At 48.8% G+C, this 16,156-nt stretch carries 16 protein-coding genes; all 16 read left to right on the top strand.

What is annotated here, in order from left to right; translation table 11 throughout:
* Window positions 1-283: 283 nt before the first annotated feature.
* The 16 genes from RIC19_RS02785 (at window position 284) to RIC19_RS02710 (ending at window position 16,077) form a co-directional block, all read left to right on the top strand.
* Window positions 284-2,086, top strand: a complete 1,803-nt coding sequence (locus tag RIC19_RS02785) for a bifunctional serine/threonine-protein kinase/formylglycine-generating enzyme family protein (protein WP_350176607.1) — start codon at window positions 284-286, stop codon at window positions 2,084-2,086.
* A 410-nt stretch (window positions 2,087-2,496) separates the two neighbouring features.
* Complete coding sequence (locus RIC19_RS02780; protein ID WP_350176605.1) at window positions 2,497-4,170, top strand: SUMF1/EgtB/PvdO family nonheme iron enzyme; 1,674 nt, start codon at window positions 2,497-2,499, stop codon at window positions 4,168-4,170.
* A gap of 171 nt (window positions 4,171-4,341) precedes the next feature.
* The gene (locus tag RIC19_RS02775) at window positions 4,342-5,598 is read left to right on the top strand and encodes a hypothetical protein (protein ID WP_350176603.1); all 1,257 of its coding nucleotides are present in this window, start codon (window positions 4,342-4,344) and stop codon (window positions 5,596-5,598) included.
* Window positions 5,599-5,603: 5 nt separating this feature from the next.
* Window positions 5,604-6,029 (top strand): SUMF1/EgtB/PvdO family nonheme iron enzyme, encoded by a 426-nt coding sequence (locus tag RIC19_RS02770; RefSeq protein WP_350176601.1) that lies wholly within the window; start codon window positions 5,604-5,606, stop codon window positions 6,027-6,029.
* A 34-nt stretch (window positions 6,030-6,063) separates the two neighbouring features.
* The gene (locus RIC19_RS02765; protein WP_350176735.1) at window positions 6,064-6,177 is read left to right on the top strand and encodes a hypothetical protein; all 114 of its coding nucleotides are present in this window, start codon (window positions 6,064-6,066) and stop codon (window positions 6,175-6,177) included.
* A gap of 251 nt (window positions 6,178-6,428) precedes the next feature.
* Window positions 6,429-7,727 carry a WD40 repeat domain-containing protein gene (locus RIC19_RS02760; RefSeq protein WP_350176599.1) on the top strand — a complete coding sequence of 433 codons (1,299 nt, stop codon included), beginning with the start codon at window positions 6,429-6,431 and terminating at the stop codon, window positions 7,725-7,727.
* Window positions 7,728-7,798: 71 nt separating this feature from the next.
* Window positions 7,799-8,395, top strand: a complete 597-nt coding sequence (locus RIC19_RS02755) for a hypothetical protein (RefSeq protein WP_350176597.1) — start codon at window positions 7,799-7,801, stop codon at window positions 8,393-8,395.
* A 15-nt stretch (window positions 8,396-8,410) separates the two neighbouring features.
* Entirely contained in the window at window positions 8,411-9,235 is an 825-nt protein-coding gene (locus RIC19_RS02750; protein ID WP_350176595.1) for a caspase family protein, read from the top strand.
* A 72-nt stretch (window positions 9,236-9,307) separates the two neighbouring features.
* Window positions 9,308-10,321, top strand: a complete 1,014-nt coding sequence (locus RIC19_RS02745) for a LysM peptidoglycan-binding domain-containing protein (RefSeq protein ID WP_350176593.1) — start codon at window positions 9,308-9,310, stop codon at window positions 10,319-10,321.
* Window positions 10,305-10,811 (top strand): RNA polymerase sigma factor, encoded by a 507-nt coding sequence (locus tag RIC19_RS02740; protein WP_350176591.1) that lies wholly within the window; start codon window positions 10,305-10,307, stop codon window positions 10,809-10,811. The genes RIC19_RS02745 and RIC19_RS02740 overlap by 17 nt, the downstream gene beginning before the upstream one ends.
* A gap of 26 nt (window positions 10,812-10,837) precedes the next feature.
* Window positions 10,838-11,497 carry a tetratricopeptide repeat protein gene (locus tag RIC19_RS02735; protein WP_350176589.1) on the top strand — a complete coding sequence of 220 codons (660 nt, stop codon included), beginning with the start codon at window positions 10,838-10,840 and terminating at the stop codon, window positions 11,495-11,497.
* Window positions 11,484-12,260, top strand: coding sequence for a caspase family protein (locus RIC19_RS02730; RefSeq protein WP_350176587.1), 777 nt, complete (start codon window positions 11,484-11,486; stop codon window positions 12,258-12,260). The genes RIC19_RS02735 and RIC19_RS02730 overlap by 14 nt, the downstream gene beginning before the upstream one ends.
* A 167-nt stretch (window positions 12,261-12,427) precedes the next feature.
* Entirely contained in the window at window positions 12,428-13,189 is a 762-nt protein-coding gene (locus RIC19_RS02725; protein WP_350176585.1) for a hypothetical protein, read from the top strand.
* Between the two features lie 149 nt (window positions 13,190-13,338).
* Window positions 13,339-14,199, top strand: coding sequence for a DUF4339 domain-containing protein (locus tag RIC19_RS02720; protein ID WP_350176584.1), 861 nt, complete (start codon window positions 13,339-13,341; stop codon window positions 14,197-14,199).
* A gap of 208 nt (window positions 14,200-14,407) precedes the next feature.
* Window positions 14,408-15,532, top strand: a complete 1,125-nt coding sequence (locus RIC19_RS02715) for a hypothetical protein (RefSeq protein WP_350176582.1) — start codon at window positions 14,408-14,410, stop codon at window positions 15,530-15,532.
* Window positions 15,533-15,570: 38 nt separating this feature from the next.
* Entirely contained in the window at window positions 15,571-16,077 is a 507-nt protein-coding gene (locus RIC19_RS02710) for a hypothetical protein (protein WP_350176580.1), read from the top strand.
* Window positions 16,078-16,156 lie beyond the last annotated feature (79 nt).

Below are 16,156 nucleotides of genomic sequence, written 5' to 3'. Positions count from 1 at the left end.
CGCAGGTTTTTGGCCAGATTGAGGCGGTGGTTCCCGATTATAGCAGCGCTACATGAGGGGTTCACCAACGAAAAGCTGGTCAAAAAGATGCCACAGATCATTGGTCAGCCTAGCTTCTGCCACGCTCAACTGTTAAGCAGTCGGGGTTGAGCAAAAAAAAGGGAGCGAAAGAGCGAAGGCCCTCCTAAATGGGCAGCGGCGAAGCAAGCGCCCATTAGGGAGGAGCCGGAGGGACAGAGCGGCAGAAGGCGGCGCAGCCGCCTCGATTTTAAAAAATTTCAGGATGAAAGGCATCAACATCAACGGGTACGAAGTCAAAAGTAAGCTTGGCGCAGGTGGCATGGCAGAGGTCTACTATGCGGAGAACAATCTGGGCTTTCCGGCAGCGGTCAAAGTGCTGAAGCCCGAGCTGGGCAGGGTGGAGGGGCTGCGGTTGCGTTTTAGACAAGAAGCGCAAGTGATGGCGAAGCTTGCGCATCCAAATATCCGTCGGGTCTTGGACATTACCGAGCACGAAAGCTTACCAGTTATCCTCATGGAGTACCTTTCCGGTCAGGATCTGGGGGCGTACCTAAAAGGAAATGGGGCGCTGCCTCCGGATATGGCAGCCCGGCTATGGGAACAGGCTACAAGTGCGCTGCAGTACGCGCATAGCGAAGGCGTCATCCACCGGGATGTGAAGCCGTCTAATTTCTTCCTCACCGATGGAGGCACATTAAAGCTCCTGGACTTCGGCATTGCAAAAGCCGGTGACCAACTCGTACAGACGATGACCGGGCAGCAGATGGGCACGGTGCTCTACATGAGCCCGGAGCAGATCAAAGACCCCAAGCGGGTGACGAGGGCTACGGACTATTACTCTCTGGGCGTGACGTTTTACCATCTGCTGACGGGGGAGCCGCCTTATGATGTGACCACAGAGTCGAGCTATGCCATACAGACCAAGATCATACAGGAGGAGCTGAATATGTCCAGCGTCCCTGCAGCGTGGCGTGGCGGGCTATCGGCTTGCCTGAAAAAGGAACCGCAAAAACGGGTGCTGTATGAGCGGGTGGAGGACTTTCCCACAGAGAACCCACCCCCAGGCCATAGCGATGAAACGCTGATTGAGAAGCCTGAGCAGGAAATACCTAAAGTAAAAACACCACGGCCAAAACCAAAGACCCCGCTTGAAACTCAAAAGTCACCGCCCAAATCAGCACCCCAAAAGCCCACCTCCTCCAACCGTACCCCACTATGGCTGGGGATAATATTCGCCGCTATTGTAGTGGGTGGAGGCATTTGGTGGGGGCAAAACTCAGATCAACCCACTGAGCAGGAGCCTGGCAAGGAGGAAATGGCTCCAATAACCATAGAAGAGGAGCCCTCAAAGCCCCCGTCCAATCTCCCCGCCCCTATACAGGAGCTGGAGCGGAATATGGTCGAAATAAAAGGCGGCAGCTTTATGATGGGCTGTACTGCTGAACAGGAGAGTGATTGTAGTAAGCGTGAGAAGCCTGTCCACTGGGTAGAGCTGAGCAGCTACCGCGTAGGCAAATACGAGGTGACGCAGGGGCAATGGGAGGCGGTGATGGGGAATAACCCAAGTTATTTTAGCGGCTGCTCCTCCTGCCCTGTGGAAACTGTAAGTTGGGAGGATACCCAGGAATTTATCCGCAAGCTAAACCAGATGACGGGCGGCAGTTACCGCTTGCCCACGGAAGCGGAATGGGAGTATGCTGCGCGCGGAGGCAACCGCAGCCGGGGCTACAAATATTCAGGCAGCAATAACCTGGGCAGCGTGGGCTGGTATACTGACAATAGCGGAAGCGAGACGCACCCGGTTGGTCAAAAATCGCCAAATGAGCTGGGGCTGTACGATATGAGCGGCAATGTCTACGAATGGTGCTCGGACTGGTACGACAGTGATTATTACAGCAGCACGCCGGGCCGCAACCCGAAAGGCCCTGGTACGGGCGCCAACCGCGTGCGCCGCGGCGGTAGCTGGATCTACGGCGCCAGGTACTGCCGGGCCTCGAATCGGTACGACGACAGCCCAGACTATCGCCTCAACTATTTGGGCTTTCGTCTGGCCGCTGCCCCCTGAGCGTGGGAGTAGCTGGGAGGGGCAGTGAGTTGTCCGCAGATTTTTGGTCAGATTGAGGCGGTGGTTCCCGATTAACTTCAGAAAGGGTCCCCTTGAAATCCCCTTTCTTCGTGGAGCTACATGAGGGGTTCACCAACGAAGAGCTGGTCAAAAAGATGCCACAAATCACTGTTCAGCCCAGCTGCTGCCACGCTCAACAGTTAAGCAGAAAGGGTTGAGCAAAAAAAGGGAGCGAAAGACCGAAGGCCCTCCTAAATGGGCAGCGGCGCAGCAAGCCCCCATTAGGGAGGGCCTGATAGAGGGAGCGATCGTGTGATGTATAGCGGCGAAGCCGCCTCGGGAAAAAAATTATGTGCTGGCCTTTCGCCCCTTGGGCTACAGCGGGTAATAATTTTAGCAATAATCGAAATATGAAAACCAAGCATTACCTCAAAAAACTGCTGTTGGCTTTTCTGCTAAGTACCGCTCTGTCAGGCAGTGCCATTGCGCAGCGTAGCCCGATAGCCGATTATCTGGCTAATTATTATGAGATGTTGAATAACTATGGGGATGCTTCTTTACCCGATTCTGACCGGCAGCTGTTGCGGGAAGAAATTCTGGTCCAGTACTTTCTCTTCGAAGAGTCTTTAGTCTGGAACGACCTGCGCCCAAAGGGCAGCCGTTACATCAAGCCGCGGGAATATCTCGATAATATCCTGACTGACTTTCCGGAGGGTATTACTTTCTCCGATTCACTGCTTTGGTTCGGTGACTTGCAACCCTCGGAAAACGGACTGAAAACAGTAGTTCGGCTACGGGTTACCGTAATCCCTGCCGGCGGGCAGCCTATCACCAACGATTTAAGCATAGTTCTGGCGGTGCAGATGTACAGTAAGAGCAGCATTTCAGCACGTATCAAAAGTATTGATAAAGCCCCGTCCGGTTCTGCTCCCGTGACTAATGAGCCAGAAAAAGGCCCCTCAGAAGAAGAAGTAGAGTTATTGGCGTGGGCTTCCGCAGTGGGTAGAGATAATATATCTGGTTACGAGGCATACCTTCAAAAACATCCAGACGGAATAAATACGGCAATCGCTCAAAGCCGCCTGGAAGAATTACGAGATTCGCTGGCGTGGTCAGAGGCGGAGCGTCTGGATGATATACCCGGCTATGAGGGTTACTTGGAAGAATACCCATCCGGTGAGAATTCGACCACGGCTCAGATCCGTCTTGATAATTTACGAGAAAATGCAGCGTGGTCCGAAGCGGAGCGTGTCGGCAGCGAAGATTCCTACGAATTATTCCTTAGTGACTACCCTGAAGGCGCGCATGCTATGGAGGCACGCCGCAAATTGGAGGAATTGCGCAAACCGTCTATTCCTTCAGTGATACTGGATTTGGAGCGCAGTATGGTGCGTGTGGAAGGCGGCAGTTTTACGATGGGGTGCTTCTCGGGCCAGAGCAATTGTGATCGCAATGAAGAACCAGCGCATCGTGTAGAGTTAGGGGGATTCCGGGTAGGGAAGTACGAGGTGACGCAAGCACAGTGGTGGGCGGTGATGGGGACAAGTATATATCAACAGCGTGATAAAGTGAATGAAAACATGGATTTGCGGGGTGTTGGTCCAAATTATCCAATGTATTATGTGTCGTGGGAAGAAGTACAGGAATTCATCCGCAAGCTAAACCAGATGACGGGCGGCAGTTACCGCCTGCCTACAGAGGCGGAATGGGAATACGCGGCCCGTGGCGGCAGCCGCAGCCGGGGTTACCAATATTCGGGAAGCAGTGATTTGGACAGTGTTGGCTGGTATGGTGATAATAGCGGTCGTAAAACGCACCCGGTAGGTGGCAAATATGCTAATGAGCTTGGGCTATTCGATATGACCGGTAATGTTTTCGAATGGTGTGCGGACTGGTATAAGGGCAAATATTATAGCAATTTGCCCTTACAAAATCCCAAAGGTCCTTCTTCGGGTTCTCGCCGTGTGCGCCGCGGCGGTAGCTGGAACGACCGCGCCGGGGACTGCCGGGCCTCGAATCGAGGCAGCAGCAGCCTGGGCAATCGCTTCAACTATTTGGGCTTCCGTTTGGCCTCCGCCCCCTAGTTCACGTAGAAAGGGTTGAGCTAAAAAAAGGGAGCGAAGGAGAGAAGGCCCTCCTAAATGGGCAGCGGCGCAGTAAGCGGCCATTAGGCAGCCGCCTCGATTTTAAAAAATTTGCGCACTGTCCTTTATACCTGGAGTTAAGGCGGTCAAGAACATAGCAATAATCTTAATATGAAAACGAAGTATTACCTAAAGGGCCTTTTGCTGCACATCCTGTTCGGCACGGCATTCTCCGGTAGCAGCAGCGCGCAGCGCAGCCCGGTAGCCGACTACCTGGGCAATTACTATGAGATGCTGAACAATTACGGAGATGCATCTCTTCCCCTTTCCGACCGGCAGCTGTTCCGGGAGGAAATCCTGACCCAGTATTTTCTCTTCGAGGGCTCTTTGGTCTGGAACGACCTGCGCCCGCAGGGCAGCCGCTATATCCAACCCCGGGAGTACCTTGACAATATACTGACCGATTTCCCACGCGGTATTTCATTTACGCATAAGATTTTAGAGGTAGGTGCTATTGAACCTGATGTAAATGGGCTAAAAACGGTAGTCCGGCTGAGGGTTTCCGCCCGTCCCGTCAGTGGGCGAGCTATCACCAACGAACTGAGCATGGTCCTTGCAGTACAGCAGTACAGCACGAGCAGTATTTCAGCACGGATAAAGAGCATCGACAAAGCCGGGCCGGAACCATCTGCCTCGGTTGAGCCCGAGCCGGAGCGGCAAGACGGAGCTCCTCCTCCAACGAGGACAGAGCCTAAGCCAACTCCGAGCCCTGCAGCGGATGAAATCACTGGTGTCAGAGTAATTGAGCATTATTTGGACGCAATAGGTGGCAGGGCCAGGCTGGAAAGCGTAAAGGATATCAGTAAGACGATGAGCACGACCATTCAGGGGATGGAGCTGGACATGGCTCTCCTGCAAAAGGTGCCTGGCAAAATGGTCATGACGGTTAAAATGAATGGCAATGTGATGAACGAAACCCGATTTGATGGGGAAAAGGGCGTTGTCAATGCGATGGGGCAGAAAGAAAGGATCAAAGGAGCGGAAGCGGAGGCCATGAAGGCTGAGGCACTCATTTTCCCGGAATTAGCGTATACCTCCAGTAATTACCAAATCGAATTATCTGGTGTGGAGGAAGTGAATGGGGAGCAGGCTTACAAGGTTCACATTACCCCACCAAACGGTAACATGTTAACTGAATACTATGCAGTAGAATCCCAGCTTAAAATAAGGCAGGTCAGTAGGCAGGAAGGTGCAGATGGAGAAGAAGTGGTTACAACCAATACTTTTTCAAAGTACCAAAAGGTAAATGGTATTTTATTCCCATTTGAATCTGTAAGTGAAGTGGCAACTCCGACTCCCTTTACCATAAAAGTGAAGGAAATAAAAATCAATAGCGGAATTAGCGATAAGGTATTTGAAGTAAAGTGAAAATTATGCGAGTAGGGAAATGGGGGAAACTAAGCTTTACTTTAATTCTGGTGTATGCTTTTGCCTGCATTGTACCAAAAATAGGTAGCGCTCAGAATAATGGCCCGATAGCTGGTTACCTGGCTAATTATTTTGAGATGCTGAGCAACTACGGGGATACCTCTTTATCCCTTGCTGACCGGCAGCTGTTCCGGGAGGAAATCCTGAACCGGTATTTTCTCTTTGAGGGCTCATTATTGTGGAATCACCTTCGGCTAAAAGGCAGCCGTTATATTAAGCCCCGGGAATACCTGGAGAATATGTTGTCGGACTTCCCCGGAGGTACAAAAGCGCCTAATGCACTAGGCCTTTTTGATATGACGGGTAATGTCTGGGAATGTTGTTCCGACTGGGTAGAGTGGCGATTTTTACGGCAACTCGTCCGGGCTTGACCCTCAGGGGCCTCCCGAGGGCGCTTACCGGGTCATCCGTGGTGGCTCCTGGGACCTTCCTGCCGATGAGTGTCAGGTATACAACCGGAGTTATGACCGGCCGAACTACCGGCAGAACAACCTTGGCTTCAGGCTTGCTGCCCCTTAAGTAAACCTCCAACTGCATTGGAGACTCCGCAATACTTGTTCATCAGGTCTCAATTTTTTTAAGCATAGCGCGCTGTATTAAGCTGATCCAGCAGTCCAAATGAGCAGTTGATTACGCGGGTACACGACAGGAAAACTCTTATATCTTTCTGGAACTGGTTACCTTATGCTCTGTATCGGGATATTGGCATAAAGAACAATATGCTTTTTCGATCTGCTTTTGTCTTAAGTCTTCTGTTTGCAACATTCTCATTGTCCTCACAATCCGGCTTTCAATGGCAGCAATCCCTTGAGGGTCATGAGTCGGCACTCACCACCCTGTCATTCGATGGTACAGCCAACCTGCTTGCTTCCGGTGATGAATCAGGGCAGGTATATCTTTGGGAGGGCCAGGACTTTACGACAGTAGCGGGCTGGAAAGCCCATGATGGCAAAGTATCCGGTATAGCCTTTTCTCCCAATCAGGAGTGGCTGGCTACAGCAGGCTTCGATGGGAAAGTGCGGATCTGGGCGTTGCCGGAATGCCGCCTCCTGAAAGAACTGGAAAACCCCGGCATCGGTGCTTACGGCGACTGGCAGGGGAACGAGGTGACCTTCGTCTTGTTCTCTCCCGATGGGCAGGAGTTATTCTACGGAGGGTACAACGCCCAATTGCTGTCCGCCCGCTGGCAGGACGGAGAGCCGCGGGTGCGGTACACCGACACCAAAGGCGGGCTCACCTGTGGCGCCTGGGGCAGCAACGGGCTGCTTTACTTTGCCGCCTACAATCAGTTGTTTGGTATGGATCCCTCAACGGGTGCGATTGTGCGCCAATGGCAGGACCGGTCGCCGTTCTGCGAAATCGTAACCGGTCCGGAAGAGGAGATTTGGGCATGGACCTACAAAGGAGAAATACAACAGTGGAAAGCTGGCGTCCGGCAACGCAGCTTGCAAGTTACCCCGGAGGAAGGTGCCTCTGAATTTGCGGCTGCTCCGGAAGGGCAATTTCTGCTTACCGCCAACCGGGGCAACGATGCCCTGCTCTGGAGCCTTCCTAACCTGAATTTGCAACAAACCCTTTCCCGCCACCAACGCCCGGTAAAGACGGTCACCATTAGCCCGGACGGAAATTACCTTATCACTGGCGATGAAGAGGGGCAGCTCTATGTGTGGAAACAACCTGCAGCCGAGGCGCCTCCCGCAGAGGCGCCCAACGGTCAGCCGGTAGCCGTACAGGAAACCCTGAGGGTAGCCGCAACTACCGTCACCATCGAAATATGGGACGACCGGCAGTTTGATGGAGATACCATTTCCCTGAGCCTCAATGGGGAGTGGATTACCCAACGTACCGAGCTCAGGAAATTCAAGCGCACTTTCCGGGCCGAGCTCCGCCCGGGGCCCAACCTTCTGGTACTGACCGCCCACAACCTGGGGCATATCCCACCCAATACCGCTGCCCTTCGGGTGTACGATGGCGCCCGTTATCAATCCCTGCAACTACATGCTGACTTGAATACCTCAGGGGGGCTTCAGTTGATCGCTCCAGACCCCCGGCTCACTAGGGAAAGATAAAAAAGAAAAAAAATTACGGTTACCCGGTTACCTTTTCCGGAAAGCAGGCATAACCAATAAAATCAATGCTTATGAAAACGATTAGCTTCACCGTACTGTCCTGCTTGTTTGCTCTTCATGCATTCGCGCAGGTTTCAGGCCGGGACAATCCCACTCAGCTCCCTACCCCAGTGGAAGGAGCTACAGTAGAAACGCCAGTGGACACTTACACTACTCCAAACCTGGACAGCCTGATGGCCCCTGAGCTGGCAAGTATGCTGCAGGAAGGAGAAGTCGGCAAAGCTTACCTGTTGGTAGAATGGATGAGCGATACCACCGATACCGGCTTGCTTGGCTTTAAAGTGGCACAATGTGTAGATACCCTGAATACCGCACAGTGCTCTGCCATCACACAAACGCTAAGTAATCCGGCCATTTACGACACTTCAGACGCTCAGAAGCGCTGCGAGTTTGCCCCAAGGCTTGGTTTTGAACTCCGGTACAATGGAGCGCTATACCACGTCCTCGTTGCGACCAATTGTGATTTACTAAAAATTTATGCACCAGATGGGCTGGTTGTCTTTACCGAAGACGTAGACCCCGGGCACGATAACCTGACCACGCTGGGCAATAAAATCTTTCCCGGTAGCCTGACCACCGGACAATTAACCAATTCCAATAACCACTAAACCTTGACAATGATGATGAGTAAAAGATATCTCTTCGCACTGGCCCTAATGATTTTTTCTGTAGCCGCTATTGATGCAGCCACCATCCATTTAATCATGGTCTATGAAACAGAAGACCAAAACATAGGGGCTACCGCCGATGCCACCCTGATGAAAGCACAGGTCAACAACATCGCGCAGATCACCAATATGGAAGTCCGCGTGCATGAATTTGACCGCCGGGACAGCCGGGTAGCTGGGTTTCTGACCAGCTTCCGTGCCGGACAGGACGATGTGGTTTGGTTCCACTATTCTGGCCATGGCGCCAATTCCGGCAATGGTTGGCCTCAGTACACAGATGGCTCCTCCCGCTACGCTCAGACGGAAGTTCATGAACTGCTTATGCGCTGTGGAGCACGGCTTAACATCACCATGTACGACGCCTGTAATATTGGTGCTACTGAAGAGGCATGGTCTAGAACAAGCAGTATGCCTGGCAATCAACTAACGATGCTTTTCAAAAAAGCAAGTGGCGATATTCTGATCTCCAGTGCTTCAGATGCAGCGTATTCCTGGGGAAGTCCACAGACAGGTGGTTTTGCCACCACTTCCCTGGCCCGGGCGATTAATCAGGTCGAATTTACCCCACAGGATACACCACGTACGCTTTGGACGAAAGTACTGAGAGAGATGAAGGGGAAGACCAATAGAATGTGCCAAAGCATCAATAAGTCCCCCCAAAACCCCAAATGGGACATGAACCTTAGCCGGGATCCGGAAAATGATACTGGTTCAACCGTTCACAACACCCCTGAAAGGAGCATTGATATGCGCAATATGGGCAGTGCGTTTGGAAACTAATTGAATAATATACCCCAGAAAGCCGCCTGTCGGGATTCGTTCCGGCAGGCATTTAAAACAAAGTATAATCCAATGAGAACAGTACTGATTTTGATTTTTGGGCTGGGGGCGTTTGTTGGAAAAGGCCAGGTGCTTCACCTAATCCTGCTTGCTGATACTGCTGATGCTGCTATCCGGCCAGCTGTAAAGGTAAATGTAGAAAGAATGCAGAAGCAGCTTGGTGGAATCGCCGAGTCTCTGGAAATCCCCTTAAAGGTTAGCAAAGTTGTGGCTGCGTCTCCTTCTCTAGAAGAGGCAGAAGATCTGGTGCGCGGGGTGAATTGCGGTACAGATGATATTGTGATTTTTCACTATAGTGGGCATGGTGCCAGTAGTGGTTTCTCCCATTGGCCCAGATTTTTGATCAATGATCCTGAAAAAAAGGCAGGACTTATGTATTTTAATGCCATAATAAAGCAAAAGAACCCCCGACTATTGATAAGTATGGCTGATTGCTGCAATATAGGTCCCCGCTTTATTCCAAAGTCACCCCGCAGGCAAGAGCGGTTTCAAATATCGGCGGCTGGTGAAGAGCTGAAACAACTGTTCCTGGAGTCGGAAGGGAACTTAATATGCAGCAGCAGCAAAAGTGGTGAATATGCCTACTATGAAGATGACTTGGGAGGCTATTACACTGCGGCATTTTGCTGGTCACTGTTTAAAGTGTCCCAAGGAAAGCGCATGACCTGGGATGACCTCATGACAGAGGTGAACGAAGTGACTTCAAAGATGACACTGGAAGTCAACAGACGTCAAAATCCGCAGTTTGCCTGGCTGTCTTCTGAAGCATCCTCCACTGCGTCTTTTGCGATGGCTCAAACCAGGGTGTATGAAGTAAAGGATGGAGATACTCTATGGAAAATTGCTCAGGTCAATCAGGTCTCGGTTGAAAACCTGAAGTCATGGAATAGCCTTACAAGCAGCATAATCCGGCCCGGGCAACCTCTCCTGATATGGACTCAAAGTACAAGTGAAAATGGATCAACTGGATCAACTGAGGTCAGAAGACCCAAAAGTGAGAAGAGCAGCTGTGAAGGCGATATATGAGCCTGCTTATTTGGCTATCCTAAGGCACGTTTCTGCCAATAGTGGGCATGAGCATGACGCCAAGGATATGCTTCATAAAGCCTGGGAGGTTTTTGAAAGGAAAATTGCAGACCCCGTATTTAAGCTGACTGTTCCTGCAGAAGGATATCTGTTAGGGGTGGCGAAGCGGCTGTGGCTGAAGCAATTGGATCAAAAGCGGAAAATAAATGTGACCAGCAGTGAAGTACCTGATGCTCCGGAAGAGGAGGTTCAGGGAGACGAGCGGGAAAATGCTATTCGGAGAGTTGTAGAGCTTCTGGCTCAGGAAGCCTTTCAGGTTTGCCGCAAAGTTATTATCAATTTTTACAGGGGATGGTCTATGGAGGAAATCGCTGATGATATGGGGTTCAGCGGATCAGACTCTGCCAAGTCAAAAAAAGCTAAGTGTATGAAAAAGCTGAGGGCTATCTGTCGAAAAGACCCGGTCCTGCTTCAGCTTTTTGATCAGTAAAAAACCCGACTAAAGACGATTTAATGATGAAAAATGAATTAGAAAATATCATAAAGCAAGGTGTTGCCAGAGCCGTGGCACAGGAAGCACTCCGGGAAGAGCTGGATAGCGTTCACGATGAACTGGTCAGAGAGGGTAAAATCCCTCAACAGCATAAAGGAAGAGTCATAGCTATGTGGCCCAGGATTGCTGCCGCTGCAGCAGTCATCTTGTTAGCTATTGGTTTTTGGTGGATGCAAAAGCCAGCTCAGGGCACTGCAATTTATGCGGCACATTTTGAGCCTTTGAGCACAGAAGTGGTTTCAGGTTCAAAAGGGGCGGAGGTCGACCGTAAAAACGGCTGGGTAGCTGCTTATAATCAGGGCGATTACAAGAGGGCATCTGAAGCGCTGAATCGTTGCCTTTCCCGTCAGGAGTGCCCCCCTTTTTACAACGTCTATCTGGGTATAGCTTACCTGGAACAGGGCATGGTAGAAGCGGCGGTTGAGACATTAGTGCCCCTAACCGAGGATAGTGGGCTGTTTATAGCCAGGCGCAACCTGGCGCGTTACTACCTTTCGCTGGCTTATGTGCAGCAAGGCAATTACGCCCTTTCCATTGAGCAACTTGATGCTATTTTAGCCTCTGACAATACCAATAATCCATATTATAAAAAGGCAAAAGCATTGCGTGATGAACTTTCTTAAGACCCGTTTATGGATAGTATTGATTGGTATCACAGGCATTTTTATTCCTGCTGAAAGCCAAACCATTCACGCTGTACTCGTAGGAGATTTGAGTAAAAGTGGAGGTATCGGTGGTGGTGTGCAGCAAGACCTGGACCGGGTGTACAATGAACTTAGATTTATTTGCAACACCCTGCAGCTGGAATTAGAAACCACCATGCTTTCCACAGAAGACCAGTTTGAGCGTGATGTAGTGTTAGGCGAATTGAATAAGATACCAGACAAAGCAGATATTATTTTTTTCTACTATTCCGGTCATGGCTACTGCCAGGAAAAAGATAATCTTCCCTATCTTCAGATATACGGGGGGCTGCATATTCAGGAAGTAATACAAGCGGTAAGAGATAAGCAGTCCAGGCTGGCCATACTGCTTACAGATTGCTGCAACGGACCTCCCCCTCAGCAGTATCATGACCGATCGGACATCAGGAACATACCCTCAAAACAGCAGCGGGCTAACCTGGCTTTTCTGTTTCAATCTTTTCGGGGTGAAATCATTGGTACCGCTTCGAGGTATGGGCAGGAAGCTTACATTGGTCCAAATGGCAGCTATTTTACCCAGGCATTTTTTGATGCGTTGCAAAGCAATACAACCAATGAGATGAAACCGAATTGGGCTATGATCTTCAATCAGGCTCAACAGGAGACTCGCAAAACGGTGGAGCGCATTAAATTTGATCAGCAGGTTCCTTATTATACCATGAGTATCAGCAGAATTAAGTAATAATTAGGTTATTCTGATCTCTGCAAAAGGTTTAAAGAAGGACGAATGCCCGCTCTAAAGTGCCAGGTTTAGTAACGGTTATTATTCCTAAATAACCCGGCATAAGTATCTCCTTCGGAAGAGCCCTTGCTGGGATAGATGAGTACAAAGTCAAAAACACCAACCCTATGGAAAATGGTATTATAAAAGAAGGCGCCTCTTATTCGATTGTGGGCATCTACTACGATATGTTTTACTCGGCAATTGTAGTGGGAGCAGTAGGTCTGATTGTTGGGGTTTTAGTTATGCTTTTCTTTAAAGACCGCAAGGCTTTCATCCGGCCTAATTCCCTTTGGACCTTTATCGCGAAGTTGAATTATTTGTACATACCCGCCTGTTTCGCCGCACTTTTCGGTTTATTTGGTGCGGTGTACAGCTTCCAATCAAAAGTTGATAACCTGGTTGACTTTTCTGCTGAAACATTTATGAGATCCGGGGAGAAGGCGCTCCCTGCTATTGATAGCATGGTACACCAGCTGAATACTTTTTCTGCGTTGGAGGATGAAATTTATAAGTTTGTACAAGAGGTGGAGTCTACGGAGTCTTACTATCTGAACCGTGTATTTGGTTACGTAACGTATCATTATACGAGAATGATAGCCAATGAGCTGGGTTATCCGGATACCGTGGAAGGGGTGCAGCAGATGGCAAAAGAAAACAACTTTTCAGACCCAGATGAAGACCTGCTTCGCCAAATGCCGGAAGCGGCAAAATCCTATTATTGGGTTTTCTTCCGGAGAGCCTATTGGGATGCCTTTTGGACGGTTTTTCCCTATTTTTTAATCCCGGTTGGAGAGTATGGCCTGTTTCGGTTGGTGAGTTGGATCTTTCGGAAAAGTGCCCCCGGTGCAGATCCTAATTTAGAAGAGGAAACTTCTGAATTTGTTTGAGGAGGGCGGTTCATTAACGCCAGGAGGCTACCTCAGTTGCCATATCTTATTCTTCCCTGGTTTTCTAGTAAAACAGGTGCTTTAGTTAGGCCTACAGTGCTAATGCAATAGCGGATCAATAAAAATTGAACACCAATAAAAAACCCAGTATGGCTAAGTATTTTGTCTATAAAAACGGAGTAAAAGATGGCCCCTTCGATTTGGAGGCCCTTAGACTGGTTCACATCTACGAAACAACTCTTGTGTGGAGGGTAGGAGACGAAAGCTGGAGAAAAGCGTACGAATATGAGGAGCTAAGTGATCTTATTGAGGTGGCTCCACCGAAAATTCCATCGGACAAAATTGGATACGATGTAGTCGAAGATGTTGCAGAGGTAAACTACAAGCCGGCAGCAATCTTGACTTTGTGTTATGCAATAGCTAATATATTATTTAGCGAATTCATGTTAAGGGAGCAATTAGGTATTATTCTGAATGCAGGTCTTCCCTTCTTGATCTGGTGGTATTTCAAGCAGTTTTTCATTCAATTAAACGACCGTACCACTGCCAAGTTTGTCAACTGGGTATTTGCTGGTTATGCGGCCTTCGTACCTCTTCTGGTATACACGTTGTTTAATGGTTGGGATGATAGAATTTTAAGGACGACTGGTGAATTTTTGGTTAATGTTGTTTTTGGTGTCCTCTTTGACAGCTATGAATCTAGTACAGAGGAGCTGGACAGCTTGATCTTTGTCTCGAAATTTGTCTTCTATTCTTTTTTGCTGACCGTAATTTTCCTTTGGATAGCAGGAATAAGGCTATTGAACGTTAACAATCGTTATGATTTTCCGCTCAAAAGAATCGCCCTGAGTACTATGTTTTTTATCCCCATACATATGTTCTACCTGCTGGTGCATGCTGTAGTAAATGTACTGCCCAGCTGGACTGTTATGCATCTGCTGGCGATGGTGCCCTATCTGTTGCTGGCTAGCCACTTTTACAAAGCGGATTCAGAAGACGCGACTCCATAGGTACTGGGTTTCCAATGTATTAATAGATTTTATTAAAGTAAATTTTGTATGCCCCTGAATTGCCTTTTTCGCCAGCTCTGCATCACGTCCTCACCTTCGTAGCTAAGGCTACGAGGTTCCGGGCGTTCTTTGATCTGGCAAAAAATCCTAATCCATGGTCTGTACAAAACCTACATTAATAAAATCTAATGATCAAAAACGATATCGAATGAAATACCTATTTCCCATTGTCATTTGCATAGCAATGACCTTGCTGCTAACCTCCTGCTTTCAGGATTGCCCCCAGCGGGTATTCAATGCACAGGAGATGGAACTAATCGTGAAGGAAGGGAGCAGTAGCCATGAAAAGCTCATACAAGACCTTAACCTTGAAGGTTTTGAAAAGCTAACTGGGGATAAGCTTGTGTTTTTCCTTGACTTTCTGGCCGCTAAGAAAGTCGTCCGGGAAGATGCTTCACTCCAGGTGTATTTGAGCGCTAGTGAATCCTGTGGTGAAACCGGGCAAATTCTTGTCTTTATCGAAAACGCAGGGCCAGAAGATGGTAAGTTTAATCATATTATGATCCTGAACGAGCAGGAAGACACGCACGAAGCCCAGTTAAATGCGCTGACCGAGACCGAGGCAGGCACTGAGCGTTATCCTATTTTGCGCTTGACGTCAAGTGTGAGAAAAGATATAAAAGAACATGCCTACCTAAACTATCAATATCAGGTCCAGCAGAAATTTGAGGATGTACGCTATTTCACTACAAAAAATCGCGGCACTTCGCTAGCTTTCCATGTTATGACCGAATTACCGTTTGTTGCTGATGGCTTTGTGGGAATAGACTTCTATGTCACCAGTATCAGGTTGCCTCATGAAGAGGGTACAGCAGGACTGTCCTGGGCCAAGCAATTACAGGAAGGAGAAACCTCCCAAATATCTGTTGCGGATTATATAGCTGAATTTTACAATTGTCAAACGCCGGGTTGTGTCACTAATTTTTTGGATCGGAGTAAGTTCATTCGAACCGGTTACCGCAGTTTAACTGATGGGGGCAAAGAGTTTGTTTTCATGCCTCTGCCAAATATGCTGAGTTATGGCAATGAACCACAGGACCTTCAGTTTGAAGTTTTAGTTCACCCTAAAGAGCCTACGAGAGTTTGGGTTAGGACTTACGACGAATCCACCAGGAGAGAGGTTGGTACAGACCTGCTAACTGTGGGGTACAATATCAAGCCTCAATTTACGGATGATGGCCTCCGAGACGTATTTACACACGAAGATCCCGGGCGTCCCACTATGACGCTAGTCCAATTGGATCAATCGAGCTTGTACTACAGCCCGGAGTAATAAAATAGGATTTCCTAAAACCCAAAAAAAGAAAGCCAATGAATACATCGTCATATGCTGAAAGACAAAAAAAGCGGAAAGTTATTTTCCCCACTGCCCTAAAACTCGCAGCCGTATCTGTGATTTACTATGTCCTGAGGACGCAGGCACTTCTATCGGGGTCCTTTCTTTTATTCCTGTTTCAGGATGTAGTTGGCTACATCATTGTCTTTGGATTGCATTGGTTTTTTATTTTTCGAGGCATCAGGAGATACTTCAAGGACGATCCTGGCAATACAAAGATTCGTACTGGAATATTCATAGGTTTTGTCAGTAGTGTAATTGGCCGTATTATAAGCTCATTGTTTTTATTTTGGCTGGTCAACTACTTTGATCTTGCCGTCAAGGATACTATTAATGTTTATTCTCCTTTTGCTTTGATTGTTGCGGTTTTTTACGCAGCCATTACCGGAGTGCTTTTTGGAGGGGTTTCGGGCTTCATTCTAAGTGTATGTTTGGAGCAAACGAGAGTTGATAATCAAAGAGTTGTGGTTATGACTAAATGAAAAAATGCGCGTTTGGCGGGTCAAATAAGTATTTTTTCATGACGTCACTGTTCACAAGGCTTTGGTTATCAGCCGAAGT

Origin of the sequence: Phaeodactylibacter sp. (assembly GCF_040219495.1) — a bacterium.
Classification (GTDB): domain Bacteria; phylum Bacteroidota; class Bacteroidia; order Chitinophagales; family Saprospiraceae; genus Phaeodactylibacter.
Note: the sequence above shows the minus strand (reverse complement) of the source record. Positions and strands in the feature narration are given on the sequence as shown.